Genomic DNA, 16,183 nt, shown 5'->3' on the forward strand with positions numbered 1-16,183 from the left:
CTTTCGCCGCGCGAAAAAAAACGGCACGCTTTTGCGTGCCGTTTTTGCATTCAGATGCCACCGACGCACATGTACTTGATGACCACGTAGTCGTCGATGCCATAGTGCGAGCCTTCGCGCCCCAAGCCGGACTGCTTGACGCCGCCGAACGGAGCGACTTCGTTCGAGATAAGTCCTGTATTGATGCCGACCATACCGTATTCCAACGCTTCGGCGACACGCCAGACGCGTCCGATGTCGCGGCTATAGAAGTACGATGCGAGGCCGAACTCGGTGTCGTTCGCGAGCGCGATGACTTCCTCGTCCGATGAAAAACGGAACAGCGGCGCAAGCGGACCGAAGGTTTCGTCGCGCGCCACTTTCATGTCGGGCGTGACATCCGCGAGTATGGTCGGCTCGAAGAAGCCGTGACCGAGCGCATGACGCTTGCCGCCCGTCACGACGCGCGCGCCTTTGGCGAGCGCGTCTTCGATATGCGACTCCACCTTGAGCACCGCCGCCTCGTTGATCAGCGGACCTTGCGTGACGCCTGCCTCAGTGCCGCGGCCCACGGTCAGTTGCTCGACGGCGGCGCGCAGCTTCGCGGCGAACGCGTCGTACACCTTGTCGTGCACGTAGAAGCGGTTCGTGCAAACGCAGGTCTGCCCGCTATTCCGATATTTCGATGCAATCGCGCCGGCCACGGCGGCGTCGAGATCGGCGTCGTCAAAAACGATGAACGGCGCGTTGCCGCCCAGTTCGAGCGACACCTTTTTTACCGTTGGCGCACACTGCGCCATCAGCAGACGGCCAACGGGCGTCGAGCCGGTGAACGACAGCTTGCGCACGATCGGATTGCCGGTCATTTCCGCGCCGATCGCTTTCGGCTCGCCCGTCACCACGTTGAACACGCCGCGCGGAACGCCCGCGCGTTCGGCCAGCACGGCGAGCGCGAGCGCGGAAAGCGGCGTCGCTTCAGCCGGCTTGACGATGATCGGGCAGCCCGCTGCGAGCGCCGGACCGACTTTGCGCGTGATCATGGCGGCCGGAAAATTCCACGGCGTGATGGCCGCGCAAACGCCGACGGGCTCCTTCGTCACGACAATGCGCTTGTCGTTTGCGGGAGTCGGAATGGTGTCGCCGTTCACGCGCTTGCCTTCTTCCGCGAACCATTCGAGGAACGAGGCCGCGTACTGGATTTCGCCCTTTGCCTCGGCAAGCGGCTTGCCTTGCTCGGTGGTGAGAATGAGCGCGAGGTCGTCGGCGTTCTCCAGCATCAGGTCATGCCATTTGCGCAGGATCACCGCGCGCTGTTTGGCGGTGCTCGCGCGCCATGCGGGCCATGCGGCGTTGGCGGCGTCGATGGCGCGGCGCGTTTCCGCGGTGCCCATGCGCGGCACCGTCGCGACGACTTCGCCGGTTGCGGGATTCACAACTTCGAAGGTAGAGCCGTCGTCGGCGCCTTGCCATTCGCCCGCGAGATAGGCGTGGGACTTCAGCAGAGCCGGGTCTTTGAGAGTGAGCGTGGTCATTGGGCGTTTCCTCAAGCTGCGACAGCTACGCTGTCCTTGATGACGTCTTCGAGAATCGCCAGCGCTTCGTCAAAGACTGTGTCCTCGATCGTCAGCGGGAACAGGAAGCGCACCACGTTCGAATAGACGCCGCACACGAGCAGCAGCAAGCCGCGTTCGAGCGCGCGTGTTTGCACGCGTTTCGTGAATTCAGCGTCGGGTTCCGTGCTGCCGGGTTTGCAGAACTCGACGGCCACCATGCCGCCGGGGCCGCGAACGTCGGCGATTTGCGGCGCCTCGTTTTGCAGCGCGATCAGCTTCGCCTTGACGCGGTCGCCGAGGATCGTGGCGCGCTCGCACAGCTTCTCTTCGTCAATGATGTCGAGTACCGCAAGCGCGGCGGCCACCGCCAGCGGGTTGCCCGCGTAGGTGCCGCCGAGCCCGCCGGGCGCCGCCGCATCCATGACGTCGGCGCGGCCGATCACGCCCGATAGCGGCATGCCGCCCGCGAGACTCTTGGCAACCGTCATCAGATCGGGCACCACGTCGTAGTGATGCATTGCGAACAGCTTGCCGGTGCGGGCAAAGCCGGTTTGCACTTCATCGGCTATCAGCAGAATGCCGTGCTCGTTGCAGAGCTTGCGCAGCGCGCGCACGAACTCGGCCGGCGCGGGATAGAAACCGCCTTCACCCTGAACCGGTTCGAAGATGATCGCGGCCACCCGTTTTGGATCGATGTCGGCCTTGAAGAGAAATTCGATCGCCTTCAGCGAATCGGCCGTGCTCACGCCATGCAGCGGATTGGGGAACGGAGCGTGGAATACGTCGGACGGGAACGGACCGAAGCCCGCCTTGTACGGCGCGACCTTGCCGGTCAGCGCCATGCCCATCAGCGTGCGGCCGTGAAAGCCGCCGGTGAAGGCGATGACGCCCGGACGGCCGGTGGCGGCGCGTGCAATCTTGATCGCGTTTTCGACAGCTTCCGCGCCGGTTGTGAAAAACGCGGTCTTTTTCGGATGATCGCCGGGCGCGCGCTCGTTGAGCTTTTCCGCGAGTTCCACATACGACGCATACGGCACGATCTGATACGCCGTGTGCGTGAAACGGTCCAGCTGGTCGCGAATGGCGGCGACGATCTTTGGATGACGATGGCCGGTATTGCACACTGCGATTCCCGCAGCGAAGTCGATGAAGCGGCGACCCTCCACATCCCATAGTTCCGCGTTCTGCGCACGCTCTGCATAGAAATCGCACATCACGCCGACGCCGCGCGGCGTGGCGACATCCTTGCGGCTCTTCAATTCTGCGTTCTTCAGGTTCATCGCGTGGCTCCTCTGTGTCGGCGGACGCCGCGCGTCGCGCGGCACATGGAGCGACTATAGTTAGATTTGGCTCTTAGCTTCAGAGCCATTTAAATGAAAACGGTGGAGCCAATTGGGGGCGCTGAGGAGAAGGGCGGCGCCTGCGTGAGCACGCCAGGCGAAGTTCGAGATTGAGAATTTGCGGTTCCGAAGCGGCAACTCGCCAGCGCAGGGCCGCGCAGCCGCACGCGCATCAAATCCGGATCAGCACCGCACCCAACGTCACCAGTGCGCATGCAACGATGCGCCGCGCAGTGAGCTTTTCCTGCATGAAAAGCCAGCCGATCAACACCGCGAAGATCGAGCTCAACTCGCGTAGCGCGGAGACCATCGCGATGGGCAGGTAACGGTACGCCTCGATGATCAGGCAATACGCGACGAGCGCGAGCGCGCCGGACGCCATGCCTTTGAGCACCACCGAGCGGCCGATGAAAAGCCCTTTGGCGCCGCCGCGCCAATGCCATGCGAGCAGAAACTGCGGCACGTTCCAGATCAGATAGACCCACATGATGTAGCTAAGGCCATTGCCTGCGACGCGCGCGCCGATTCCGTCGACGACCGAATATGTCGCGATGAAAAATCCCGTCAACAGCGCGAACGGCACGCTCTCGCCGGAGAAGCGCATGCCGCGGCGAAACGCGAGCGAGACAATCCCGATCGACACCAGCGCGACGCCTATCGCGGCGAGCGGTTTGAGCGATTCATGCGCGAAAACCAGCGCGCCGACGAAGACGAGCATCGGCGACAGGCCGCGCGCAATCGGATAGATCTGCCCGAAGTCGCCGCTTCGATAGGCGCGGATCAGCGCCAGCAGATAGCCGAACTCCAGGACCACCGACGCAAAGATATACGGCCACGCGGCGGGCGCCGGCAATGGCAGGACGATCACACCGACCGCGCTCACGGCGATGTACGGAATCGCCATCATGCCGAGCAGCCACACACGGTCTTCGGACAAATGCAGGAAGGCGTTCCACGTGGCGTGCAGGAGCGCCGACAGCAGGACCAGCAAGACGACAAGGGTTTCCATCGAAGGTCAGGACAGGGCTGGGTTGGCTGGCCTGACTGCCGGCCGCAAGCCCGTGATTATTCCAGCAGAAGACGCAAATGGATGAGTGCACGACCAAAGTGGAGGGGCTTTATGGGGAAAAAGGAGGCGATTTGTGGCGCGCCGGATGACGTCATGATGACGTCCATGCGACGTTAATATGACGCGCGTATGTCAGCATTTCCCGGCTGCGCAACCGTCACGCATCCCGACCTTCGGCCAGGCTATATTGCTTCATTCGCCGTGCCGTCCCCGACACCCAGCACTCCTCGCGACGCCCCATGCAGCCTTTGAGCTTCCTTCCCGACAGCTTTGCCGAGTACGAAGATCTCAAGGCGATCCTCGATCAGGGCAGTGCGACCTTTGCGATCCGCACGCTCTGCGAGACGACGGTGCGCGGCCGGCGTTTCGGCGTGCATACCGCGAGCATCGGTTCGACCGATCCGCGCGCGCCGGCCATCGGCTTCTTCGGCGGCATTCATGGACTCGAGCGAATCGGCTCGCAACTCGTGCTCGATTACATGCGCGCGCTGCTTGCGCGGCTCGAATGGGACGAACTGCTGGTCCGGCAACTTCAGTCGATTCGCCTTATCTTCGTGCCGATCGTCAATCCGGGCGGCATGTGGGCGGCCACGCGAGCCAATCCGAACGGCGTCGACCTCATGCGCAACGGGCCGCAAAACGCGGACGAGCGCGTGCCGCTGCTGGCGGGCGGCCAGCGCGTCGGCGCGTGGCTGCCGTGGTATCGCGGACGCCGCGGCGCTCCGATGGAAGCCGAGGCCGCCGCGCTGCTGCAGGTAGTCGAAACGGAACTGGCCGCGCGGCCCTTGAGCATCGCGCTCGATTGCCATTCGGGTTACGGCTGGAACGACAGCATCTGGTTTCCGTATGCGCGCACGCGCAAGCTGATGCCGCATCTGCCGGAAATGTACGTGCTGAAAACCATGTTCGAGCGTTCGCATCCGCATCATGGCTATACGTTCGAGCCGCAGAGCCATCAATATCTGCTGCACGGCGATCTGTGGGACTTCGCGTACGACCGCGCGCCCGCACCCAACGTCTTTCTGCCGATGACGCTCGAACTCGGTTCGTGGCTATGGATCAAGAAGAACCCGCGGCAATTGTTCTCGCGTCAGGGAATCTTCAATCCGGTGAAGGCGCATCGCACGGCGCGTGTTCTGCGGCGCCACGCGAACCTGCTCGATTTTCTGGCGCGCGCCGTTTTTTCGGCGCAGCGCTGGCTGCCGCAAGGCAATCGCCGCGAGCAATTGCTGCAAAGCGCGATCGATCACTGGTACAGACCGGACAGCGCATGAGCACGTGGATCTTGCTGCGCGGACTGACACGCGAGACACGTCACTGGGGCCGTTTGCCCGATGTGTTACGTGAAGCCGCGGGCGCTTCTCGCGTGAGCTTGATCGACTTGCCGGGCAACGGCGAATTTGCACACTTGCGCGCGCCAGCGACGGTCGCCGGAATGGTCGACTTCGTGCGCATTGCTGCTGTGCAAGGAGGGGCGAACGGCACGAACACGGTCGGCGCCGATCCAACGGATATATCCACGCGCGGCCCATTCAACGCGCTGGCGATGTCGCTCGGCGGCATGGTCGCGACTGCCTGGGCGCAACGGTACCCCGACGAAATCGGGCGCCTTGTGTTGATCAACACGAGCATGCGTCCGTTCAGCCGCGTTCACGAACGGCTGCGTCCGTCCGCATGGCCGGGTCTTTTGACAATCGCCATGCATTGGAACGACGCGGTGCGCGCTGAGTCCGTCATTCATCGATTGACGTGCAACAACGTCGATACCCTTGAAGCCGATCTGCAATCATGGAGCATGATTCGTCGCAGCGCGCCGGTGAGCCGCGGCAATGCGTTGCGCCAGTTATCGGCGGCGGCGCGCTTTACCGCAGGCGCGGCCAAACCGGCTTGTCCGCTGCTGATTCTGTCTTCGCATGAAGACCGGCTCGTCGATCCGGTTTGCTCCGCGAAGCTGGCCGCAGCGTGGGGCGCGCGTCATCGCGAACATGCATGGGCAGGCCACGACCTGCCGCACGACGATCCCGCGTGGGTCGGCGAACAGGTGAGTGCATGGCTTGCGCACGAAGCCGCCGAAGCGGACCACGTACGGCAAATGGCGATTGCGCGCTTGCAGCATAAGGCCGGGCAGCGGGTATAACCTAAGTCGGTGCATGGGTCGCATTGCGGCATGCAGGCGCATAATCCTTGTTCAGACGATGCATGCGATCCGGGCGATACCCGCCACTGCCGACAGCCGGGGAGTTCATCATGCAAGCAAAGAACGAAGAAGCCGTCACGCACTTGCTGAACGATGTCGTCGAGTTTGCACGAGCGCGCTTGCCCGAGCCGACGTTTCACATCGTCGAGCCCTTTCTGCGGCACTACTACGATTTCGTCGACGTCGACGATCTGCAAAGCCGCTCCATTCCCGATCTGTACGGCGCCGCGCTTGCCCACTGGCAGACCGCGCAACGCTTTGTGCCCGGCAGGGAAAGGCTGCGCGTCTACAACCCGATTCTCGAGCAGCATGGCTGGCACTCCGATCACACGGTAATAGAAATCGTCAACGACGATATGCCGTTTCTGGTCGACTCCGTTTCGATGGCGGTCAATCGGCAAGGTCTCGCGTTGCATTCGGTCGTGCATCCGGTGTTTCGCATCTGGCGTGGACCCGACGGCGACATCGCGCGTGTGACGCAGGGCTCGGAAGAAGCTGCCGACACGCGCTCGCAATTGGCTTCGTTCATTCACTTCGAAGTCGACCGTTGCGGCGACGCGGCGAAACTGGACGCGCTGCGCGACGACATCGCGAAAGTGCTGCGCGACGTGCGCGCCGCGGTTGAAGACTGGCCGAAGATAGTGGAACTCGCACGCGCCACGATCAAGGCCATGAAAGTCGGCGAGAGCGGGCCGGATGCGATGGAAGCGCGCGCGTTTCTCGAATGGATGGTCGCCGACCATTTCACCTTTCTCGGCCATCGCGACTACGAACTCGTGCAGCAGGGCACGGGCTACGGACTGCGCGCGGTGCCCGGCTCGGGCCTCGGCATCATGCGCGATGAACTGCGTGCAACGGATGGCGCCGCAGCGTCGCCAGAGGTGACGGTCTTACCGCCGGCCGCTGCCGAAATCATTTCGAGCGCCTCGCCGATCTTCCTGACCAAGGCCAATTCGCGGGCAACCGTGCATCGGCCCGGATATCTGGATTATGTAGGCATCAAACTCGCGGGTGCTGACGGCAAGGTGGTCGGCGAGCGGCGCTTCATCGGCCTCTATACGTCGACCGCGTATTTTGTGTCGGCGGCCGAGATTCCGATCGTTCGGCGCAAGTGCGCGAACATCGTGAGGAGGGCCGGATTCTTGCCGAAAGGTCATCTGGCGAAATCGCTCGTGACGGTGCTGGAAACGTATCCGCGCGACGAACTGTTTCAGGCCGACGAGAACCAGCTCTACGATATCGCGCTCGGCGTGCTCCGTTTGCAGGAGCATCAGCGCACGCGCCTGTTTGTGCGGCGCGACCGCTTCGACCGCTTCGTGTCGTGTCTCGTGTTCGTGCCGCGTGACAAGTACAACACCGATTTGCGGCAACGTATCGCCAATCTGCTTACTGAAGCATTCAACGGAGCGAGCGTCGAGTTCACGCCGCTGCTTTCCGAATCGACGCTTGCGCGCATTCACTTCGTCGTGCACGCAAAGCCGGGCGGCATGCCCGATGTCGATACGCGCGAACTCGAAGCACGTCTCGTGCAGGTGTCGCGCCGCTGGCAGGACGATCTCGCCGATGCGCTGCTCGACGCGTTCGGTGAAGAGCAGGGCAATCGTCTGCTGCAGCACTACGCGGATTCGTTTCCGCCGGGATATCGCGACGACTACGCCGCGCGCACGGCGGTGCGCGACATCGAACTGATCGAGCGCGTGCAAGGTAGCGAGCGCCTCGCGATGAACCTGTATCGCCCAATCGAAGCCGGGCCGCGCGCATTCCGCTTCAAGGTCTATCGAGCGGGAATGCCGATCGCGTTGTCGCGCAGTTTGCCGATGCTCGAACACCTGGGCGTGCGTGTCGATGAAGAGCGGCCGTATCTGATCGAAGCGCTGGGCGCGACACCTGCTTGGATTCACGACTTCGGGCTCGAAGTGGTCGACGACGCCGAGTTCGATATCGAGCGCGTGAAGGATCTTTTCGAAGATGCGTTCGAGCAGGTGTGGACCGGCGCGATAGAAAGCGACGACTTCAACCGCCTCGTTCTACGCGCGCAACTGAGCGCGCGCGAAGTGACGATACTGCGTGCGTACGCAAAGTATCTGCGTCAGGTGGGCTCGACTTTCAGCGATGCGTATATCGAACGCGCGGTGACCGGCAATCCCGCGATTGCGCGCATGTTGGTCGAACTCTTCGTCGCGCGCTTCGATCCGTCATTGGCCGGCACACGTGAGACGCGCGTGGAGAATTTGCTGAAGACGATCGACAGCGCGCTCGACCAGGTGCCCAATCTCGACGAGGATCGGATACTGCGGCAGTTTCTCGGCGTCATCAAGGCCACGCAGCGCACCAACTATTACGTCTTCGATGCTGACGGAAAGCCCAAGCCGTATCTATCGTTCAAGTTCAATCCGGCGCAGGTGCCCGGCTTGCCGGAGCCCAAGCCGATGTTCGAGATATGGGTCTACTCGCCGCGCGTCGAAGGCGTGCATTTGCGCGGTGGACGTGTGGCGCGCGGCGGCTTGCGCTGGTCGGACCGTCGCGAGGATTTCCGCACTGAAGTGCTGGGTCTGATGAAGGCACAAATGGTGAAGAACGTCGTGATCGTGCCGGTCGGCTCGAAAGGCGGCTTCGTCGTGAAGAACCCGCCGCCGCAATCGGAACGCGACGCATGGATGCGCGAAGGCATTGCGTGCTATCAAACGTTCCTGCGCGGTTTGCTCGATCTGACCGACAATCTCGCGGGCACGACGGTCGTGCCGCCGCGCGACGTAGTGCGGCACGACCCCGACGATCCGTATCTGGTGGTCGCCGCGGACAAAGGCACGGCCACGTTTTCCGACTACGCGAACGCGATCTCGCAGGAATACGGTTTCTGGCTCGACGACGCGTTTGCGTCGGGCGGCTCGGTCGGCTACGACCACAAGAAAATGGCGATCACGGCGCGCGGCGCCTGGGAGTCCGTCAAGCGGCATTTCCGCGAAATGGGCGTCGATACGCAGACGATGGACTTCACGGTGGTCGGTATCGGCGATATGTCCGGCGACGTGTTCGGCAATGGCATGCTGTTGTCGCCGCATATCAGGCTCGTGGCCGCGTTCGATCATCGGCATATTTTCCTGGACCCGAATCCCGATCCGGCAGCCAGTATTGCCGAGCGCGGACGTCTCTTTCTTCTCGATCGATCGAGTTGGGCCGACTACGACCCTTCGCTGATTTCAGCGGGCGGCGGTGTGTTTCCGCGCACGGCCAAGACCATTGCCCTTTCGCCGGCCGTGCAATCGGTACTCGGCATCAGCGCAGCGGCGCTCTCGCCGGCCGAACTGATGCGCGCGATTCTGCAGGCGCCCGTCGATCTGCTCTACAACGGCGGCATAGGCACGTATGTGAAGGCCTCACGTGAGACGCACCTGCAGGTTGGTGATCGCGCGAACGATGCGATCCGGGTGAACGGCGCGGACCTGCGCTGCAAGGTCGTAGCCGAAGGCGGCAACCTGGGGCTCACGCAACTCGGCCGTATTGAGTTCGCGCAGCGCGGCGGCCGCATCAATACCGATGCAATAGACAACTCCGCAGGGGTCGACTGCTCCGACCATGAAGTCAACATCAAGATTCTGCTGGGACTCGTGGTGGCCGACGGCGAGATGACCGCCAAGCAACGCAACGCGTTGCTTGCGGAAATGACCGACGAAGTCGGCCTGCTCGTGTTGACGGACAACTATTACCAGACTCAGGCGCTCTCGATTGCAGGCCGTTATGGTGTCGAACTGCTCGACGCTGAAACGCGCCTCATGCGCTATCTGGAACGCGCCGGCCGCCTGAATCGCGCGATCGAGTTTCTGCCGAACGACGAAGAAGTGGCCGAGCGGCAGGCCGCGAAACAAGGGCTCACCACGCCGGAGCGCGCGGTGCTGCTCGCGTACAGCAAGATGTGGCTGTACGACGCGCTACTCGATTCTTCGGTGCCCGAAGACCCGCTTGTCAGCGACATGTTGATCGAATATTTTCCGAGGCCTTTGCGACAGCGCTTCAGTGAGCCGATGCAGCGTCATCCTCTGCGCCGCGAAATCCTTGCGACTCATCTAACCAACGCGTTGGTGAACCGCGTGGGCTGCGAGTTCGTGCATCGGCTGATGGAGGAAACCGATGCGCAACCCGGCGACATCGTGCGGGCCTGCATCATGGCTCGCGATGTCTTCGATCTCGACGATGTGTGGCGCAGCATCGACGCGCTGGATAACCGCGTCGCCGACGACGTGCAGGCTCGCATGTTTGTCGAGGTCGCGCGGCTCGTCGAACGATCGGCGTTGTGGTTCCTGCGGCATCTGTCGTCGCCGGGCGTGAACAGCGACGACGTGACCGGTCTGCTCGCGCGTTGCCGCGACGCCGCGCAGCGTCTCGCGCCGCAGTGGCCCGCTTTGCTGCCGGCTGCCGATCTCGAAGCGCTATCTGAACGCCAGCGTGTGCTGGTCGACGCCGGGGTTGATAGTGAACTCGCGGTGCGCATTGCGAGCGGCGAAATTTCGGCCGCGCTGCTCGACATCGCGGAAGTGGCGTCCACGTGCGAGCGCAAGCTCGAACTGGTGGCGGGTGTGTACTTCGCGCTCGGCACGCTGCTCAACTACAACTGGATCAGCGAACGCGCGGCTGCGCTGCCCGCGCCGTCGCACTGGGACATGCTGGCGCGCGCGTCCGCATTGGCGGAGCTTGCGCGCCTCAAACGCGCGCTCACGATGAGCGCGCTTGCCGGCGCCGACGATGCAGCCACGCCGGACTCGCTGGTTCAGGCATGGCGCGACAAGCGCGCCACGCAACTCGAGCGTTATGCGCGCCTGCTTGCCGACCTCAGGGCCACTGGCGGAGCGAGCCTGTCGATGCTGCTGGTGATTGTTCGGGAAATGGCTGTGCTCGAGAGGGCATGAGCATTGCGTGGAGGAAGCGGTAAAGAAAGGCTGGCCAAAGGTCCACGCACGCGGTGCGCATAGCACCGCGGTTGGACGCACGCTGCCCGGCATGTCCATAATACGGATTCCCGGCAAGTGAAAGCCTTTTGAAAATCAACTAACGCCCTCCACGACGATGAAAGAAGAATCGCCGAAAGCCATTATTTATGCGCTTGCCGCCAACTTTGGCATTGCCGTCTGCAAGTTCGCCGCTGCGTCGTTCACCGGCTCCGGCTCGATGTTCGCCGAAGCTATTCACTCCACCGCCGACTGCGGTAATCAACTGCTGCTGCTTTTCGGCTTGCGCCAGGCGCGCCGGCCGGCAAGCCCATTGCATCCGATGGGCGGCGGGCGCGAGATCAACTTCTATTCGCTGCTGGTCGCGCTGTTGCTGTTCTTCGTCGGCGGCGCATTTTCAGTGTACGAAGGCGTGCATCGCCTGGTCGCGCGGGAGCCACTGCAGTATGCGTATGTCGCGCTCGTAGTGCTCGGCGTCTCCGTGGTGCTGGAGGCCTTCTCGCTGTGGGGCGCGATGAAGGAGATCCGCAAGGTGCACCCCGAGAAGTCGCTTTGGCGCTGGTTCCGGGAAACGCGCGAGTCTGAGTTGCTGGTGGTCGCGGGCGAGGATATTGCCGCGCTGGCCGGCCTGGGAATGGCCTTCGTGGCCGTGCTGCTCACTTTGGTGACCGGCAATCCTGTCTATGACGCGCTGGGTTCCATCGCCGTTGGTTTGCTGCTGATGGTGATTGCCGGCCTCGTGGCGCGCGAGGTGAAGTCAATGATCGTCGGCGAATCGGCAAGCCCCGAAGTGCGCCGCGCAATCGAGGCGCATTTGCGCGCCCGCGGTGAGATTCGCAGCATCATCAACATGATTACCCTGCAATGGGGACGCCATGTGGTGGTCGCCGTGCAGGCTGAGATGATTGACTACGCGAGCGGCCGCGCGCTGGTCGACGCGATCAACGTGATCGAGGCAGATCTGCAGGCCGCATTTCCGCAGGTGCGCTGGGTATTTTTTGAACCGGACGTGCCGCGCGTCTAACCGTGCTTTTTCCGCGCACGTAACTCGCGCAGGGCTTTGCGCGAGTTACGCAATCGACACTTCATGTAGTGGAAAATAATTTCTTCGCATCTATACTTCTTTCGGCTTGAAGGCGGCACTCTCCCAAACTGCATCACAAGCAAAAGGAAGATCACGATGCTGACTCGCACGTTTAACGCTCTCTCGGTCATTGCACTCGCGGCATGCACAGCCTTTACTTCCGGGCCGGCAAGCGCGGACGACAACGACGCTTTCTCGCATGACGGCGGCGGCTCGCGCGGGCGGCCAGTCAAGGTGATGATTATTTCGATGTTTGGTCCGGAGGGCCAGGTGTGGCTCGATAAGCTCGGGCCATGGTGCGATATTCCGGTAGACGGTTTGTCACCCGATTACCCGGCGGTACATTGCAACCGCCAGGACGTATGCGTAATGACGACCGGCATGGGTCACACGAACGCCGCCGCGTCGATCATGGCATTGACGTTCTCACCGCGATTCGATTTGCGGCACACGTATTTCATGGTGGCGGGTATTGCCGGCATCGATCCTCAACAGGGCACGGTCGGCTCCGCTGCGTGGGCCAAATATCTCGTCGACTTCGGCATTCAATGGGAAATCGACGGGCGCGAGATTCCGGCCGGCTGGAATACTGGCTATCTCGGCATCAACACAAAGAGCCCGTCAGAAAAGCCGCCGCTCGATTACCGGACCGAAGTGTTCCAGCTCAATACGCAACTCGCCGATACCGCATTCGCCCTGTCGCGCAATGTGGTGCTTTCGGACAACGCGCAGGCGCAGGCCGCGCGGGCGAAGTATTCATACGCGCCGGCTAATCGTCCGCCGACTGTCATTCAATGCGATACGCTCGCCGGCGATACCTGGTGGTCGGGCACGCTGCTCGGGCAACGGGCTCGCGACTGGACCAAGATCCTGACGGATCAAAAAGGCGTGTATTGCACCACGCAGCAGGAAGACAATGCCACGTACGAAGCGCTAAAACGCGCGGCTTCGGTGCACAAGGTGGATTTGAACCGCGTTGCCGTGGTGCGTGCCGGCTCTGATTTCGACCGTCCGTACGACGGACAGACCAGCGCCGACAATCTGCTGAACTACTCCGCGCAAGGCGGCTTCACGATTGCTCTCGAGAATCTGTACCGCTCGGGTAATCCGCTCGTTCAGGACATTGTCACGCACTGGAGCGAATGGCGCGAGGGTGTGCCAAAACGCTAACCAGCTAATTGCAGTGCGGGCCGCTTCATGCGGCCCCCACTGCAATGGCGCGCGACACTCAATGTTGTGGTGCGCGATACGGTGTCCAGACGGCGGCGTCCGTATCCCAATGATCGAGTTCCGATGGTGTCATGATGTGCTCCTTTATGAAAACTGGAAAGCTAGCGTGGCGATTCGCATTTATTCCGGAAAACTAACGATTCTGGCGTTTGCTTTCCTTTTTGCTCAATGCCCCGCTTGTTGCTCCGCTCGTGCTTTGCTTATTGCCCGTTACTGGCCATTGGCCACACGCGTGACGTCGCCGCTCGTGCCTTCCTGCAACGCGATGCGCGCGGCCTGCGTCTGGCCGATCAGACCTTTGTTCGGGTAGCTCGTGCGATTGAGCGCGGGCAACGAACCGTCACGATATGCGGCAACCAGCTCGGCCTGCACTTCGGCGCGCGTTTTTCCGCTCGTCGTCGAAGTGGGTTGAGTCTGATAAGAACCGGCGTGGCCAATGCCGTTGCCGCCGCCGTTGCTTTGTGCAAATACCGGCGCGCTGGCGAGCAGCGAGAGAGCAAGACCTGCGAGAAGATTGCGTTTCATGATTCACTCCTGTCGATTCGTTTGCAGCACGAGGGGCGCTGCGACAGGGTGAAATGTAGACTTCGAGCCGGCCTCGATAAATCGCGCTTTCGCGAAATGAATTGTCGCGATTTCGGAACAATCGCGCGACGACCCCTATAAACACGGGCTCAAACAACAACCGCGGCATTAGCGCCGCGGTTGGAATTCACTGTTCCAGATTTTGTACTTCAATCTAATTGAATTACGCGACCCATTCGGAAATAATCGGCGTGTCGAGTGCGGGAGCCGATTCGCGTTCTTCCAGTGTGCGTTGCGAGCATGTTGCATCGAGCGCACCGCGGCCGCTCAGTAATGGGCAGCGATCGAATACTTCGGCGATCCAGTCTACGAAAACACGGACTTTAGGCGACAGATGCCGACTGTGCGGATAGACTGCGGAAATCGGCATCGGCAAAGGCTTGAGTTCTGGCAGTACTTCAACCAGCTGGCCTGAACGCAGATGCGGCAGCACCATGAAACGAGCCGGCTGAATCAGGCCAAAACCTTCCAGCCCGCAGGTCACGTAGGCATCGGCGTCGTTGACCGACACAATGCCCTTCATTTTTACTTCAACCTCTTTGCCATCAACCATAAACGCCCAGTCGAGCGTGCGTCCCGTACGGCTGGAGAAGTAATTGACTGCTTTGTGATTTTCCAGGTCGTCGAGCGAAGTCGGCATGCCGGCCCGTTCAATGTATTCCGGGGCTGCGCACGTCACGCCCTCGAATAGGCCAATACGCCGCGCCACCAGCGAAGAATCCTGGAGTGCGCCGACGCGCACCACGCAATCCACGCCTTCCTGCAAAAGGTCGACCTGTCTGTCCGACAAGCCGAGTTGCAGGTCGATGTCCGGGTAGCGCGTGTGGAATTCACATAGTTGAGGAATCACCAGCAAGCGGCCGATCGAGCCCGGCATGTCGATGCGCAGCTTGCCGTGCGGTTTTTTATTGCCGCTCTGAAAACTGGCCTCGGTCTCTTCGACGTCCGCGAGAATGCGCACGCAGCGCTCGTAATAAGCGGCGCCGTCCGGCGTGAGCGACAGGCGCCGCGTAGTGCGGTGCATGAGCCGTGTGCCGAGGAACGCTTCGAGGTTCTGAATGATCGTGGTAACCGATGCGCGGGGCAGGTCGAGCGTTTCCGCCGCACGGGTAAAGCTGTTGGTGTCGACAACGCGTGTGAACACTTGCATGGCCTGAAGCCGGTCCATTGCAAACCTCCAGAAGGGGCAGGCGTACTGATCAGGATTCGAATCCGCGGAGCAATCGGATGGATTGTTCAGGGGCGCCGAATTGTGTTGCCGGATTATAGGCATTTATTTACGAGTCTGCCGAACCCACAATTCGCACCATTGAAGTTCTTTGCGCATTGCGCGGCTCGACATGCAAGCATTTAAACCGCCGTACTCCTTTGAGCCCACCGGCAGTGCACCGGTAGAGGCCGACAGCACGGCACTCGAAGTCACTGACGTGCAGATAGAAGGGCACGCTCAGGACATCACATTGCGTTTGTACCGGCAGGGAAAGAAAACCGCACTGCCAGTACTGCTTTATTTTCACGGCGGCGGCTTTACGAAGGGATCTATCGATCAAGCCGACTTCGCCTCGCGTTATTTCGCAGAACATTTACCGGCATTGGTGGTGTCGGTCGGTTATTCGCTCGCGCCGGCGTTTCCGTTTCCCGCCGCGCCCGAAGACGCGCACCGCGCGGCATTGTGGGTACAGACGCGGGCGCGCGCTTTTGGCGGCAATAGCAGAAAGGTTGGCGTAGCGGGCCATGACGCCGGCGGTCAATTGGCCAATTGCCTCGCGTTCATCGCGCGTGATCGCGGCGACGTGCAGATCGCCGCGCAGGCTTTGTTCGGGCCGATGCTGGACCCGAGTCTCACCCGCCTCGGCGACGAAAAGCGCCTGGGCTCGGACATTACGGCAAGAGAGTGCGCGGCTTGTTACCGCGCGTACTTGCCGCAAGCGTCGCAACGCATGCATCCGTATGCGGCGCCGCTCGAATCGTCGCGACTCGCGGGCCTTCCGGCCACGCTGATCGCGACGGCGCAAAACGACGTGCTGCACGTCGAGGCGGAGAAATACGCGAGCAGCCTGATCGACGCAGGTGTGCTGACCCAGGTGGTCCGCTATCCGGCCGTCTCGCATGCGGCGTTGGCCGATCATCCGCCCGCCTTGCAGGAAGCGGTGCGATTTTTTCAGTGGCGCTTCGATGCGCGCGCCCATCGATGAAACACAAA

Annotated in this window: 11 protein-coding genes; 6 read left to right on the forward strand and 5 right to left on the reverse strand. The window is 61.9% G+C overall.

The window, feature by feature from the left end:
* Positions 1 to 50: 50 nt before the first annotated feature.
* The 3 genes from gabD to ACTJLB_RS13030 form a co-directional block, all read right to left on the reverse strand.
* Entirely contained in the window at positions 51 to 1,511 is a 1,461-nt protein-coding gene (gene gabD, locus ACTJLB_RS13020; protein WP_087753879.1) for an NADP-dependent succinate-semialdehyde dehydrogenase, read from the reverse strand.
* A gap of 11 nt (positions 1,512 to 1,522) precedes the next feature.
* On the reverse strand, positions 1,523 to 2,812 hold the full coding sequence (locus ACTJLB_RS13025; RefSeq protein ID WP_440783506.1) for a 4-aminobutyrate--2-oxoglutarate transaminase: 1,290 nt from the start codon (positions 2,810 to 2,812) through the stop codon (positions 1,523 to 1,525).
* Positions 2,813 to 3,044: 232 nt separating this feature from the next.
* Positions 3,045 to 3,881, reverse strand: coding sequence for a DMT family transporter (locus ACTJLB_RS13030; protein ID WP_087753876.1), 837 nt, complete (start codon positions 3,879 to 3,881; stop codon positions 3,045 to 3,047).
* A gap of 299 nt (positions 3,882 to 4,180) precedes the next feature.
* On the opposite strand from ACTJLB_RS13030, the gene ACTJLB_RS13035 reads away from it, so the two are divergent.
* From ACTJLB_RS13035 to ACTJLB_RS13055, 5 genes are all read left to right on the forward strand, one after another.
* On the forward strand, positions 4,181 to 5,215 hold the full coding sequence (locus tag ACTJLB_RS13035; protein ID WP_440783507.1) for a M14 family zinc carboxypeptidase: 1,035 nt from the start codon (positions 4,181 to 4,183) through the stop codon (positions 5,213 to 5,215).
* The gene (locus ACTJLB_RS13040; protein WP_440783508.1) at positions 5,212 to 6,078 is read left to right on the forward strand and encodes an alpha/beta fold hydrolase; all 867 of its coding nucleotides are present in this window, start codon (positions 5,212 to 5,214) and stop codon (positions 6,076 to 6,078) included. Before ACTJLB_RS13035 ends, ACTJLB_RS13040 begins: the two co-directional genes overlap by 4 nt.
* 110 nt (positions 6,079 to 6,188) lie before the next feature.
* On the forward strand, positions 6,189 to 11,042 hold the full coding sequence (locus tag ACTJLB_RS13045) for an NAD-glutamate dehydrogenase (RefSeq protein ID WP_440783509.1): 4,854 nt from the start codon (positions 6,189 to 6,191) through the stop codon (positions 11,040 to 11,042).
* A gap of 157 nt (positions 11,043 to 11,199) precedes the next feature.
* Positions 11,200 to 12,105, forward strand: coding sequence for a cation diffusion facilitator family transporter (locus tag ACTJLB_RS13050; RefSeq protein ID WP_088173348.1), 906 nt, complete (start codon positions 11,200 to 11,202; stop codon positions 12,103 to 12,105).
* A gap of 156 nt (positions 12,106 to 12,261) precedes the next feature.
* Positions 12,262 to 13,335, forward strand: coding sequence for a purine-nucleoside phosphorylase (locus tag ACTJLB_RS13055; protein WP_440783510.1), 1,074 nt, complete (start codon positions 12,262 to 12,264; stop codon positions 13,333 to 13,335).
* A gap of 270 nt (positions 13,336 to 13,605) precedes the next feature.
* Here the strand turns inward: ACTJLB_RS13055 and ACTJLB_RS13060 are convergent, their stop codons facing one another.
* Both ACTJLB_RS13060 and ACTJLB_RS13065 read right to left on the reverse strand, forming a co-directional pair.
* Entirely contained in the window at positions 13,606 to 13,920 is a 315-nt protein-coding gene (locus tag ACTJLB_RS13060) for a DUF4148 domain-containing protein (protein WP_020068226.1), read from the reverse strand.
* A 223-nt stretch (positions 13,921 to 14,143) separates the two neighbouring features.
* The gene (locus ACTJLB_RS13065; protein ID WP_020068227.1) at positions 14,144 to 15,148 is read right to left on the reverse strand and encodes a LysR family transcriptional regulator; all 1,005 of its coding nucleotides are present in this window, start codon (positions 15,146 to 15,148) and stop codon (positions 14,144 to 14,146) included.
* A gap of 172 nt (positions 15,149 to 15,320) precedes the next feature.
* On the opposite strand from ACTJLB_RS13065, the gene ACTJLB_RS13070 reads away from it, so the two are divergent.
* Positions 15,321 to 16,175, forward strand: coding sequence for an alpha/beta hydrolase (locus ACTJLB_RS13070; RefSeq protein WP_027777587.1), 855 nt, complete (start codon positions 15,321 to 15,323; stop codon positions 16,173 to 16,175).
* The last annotated feature ends 8 nt before the right edge of the window (positions 16,176 to 16,183 follow it).

Source organism: Paraburkholderia sp. 22098 (genome assembly GCF_052045935.1).
In the GTDB taxonomy this organism is placed as follows: domain Bacteria; phylum Pseudomonadota; class Gammaproteobacteria; order Burkholderiales; family Burkholderiaceae; genus Paraburkholderia; species Paraburkholderia caledonica.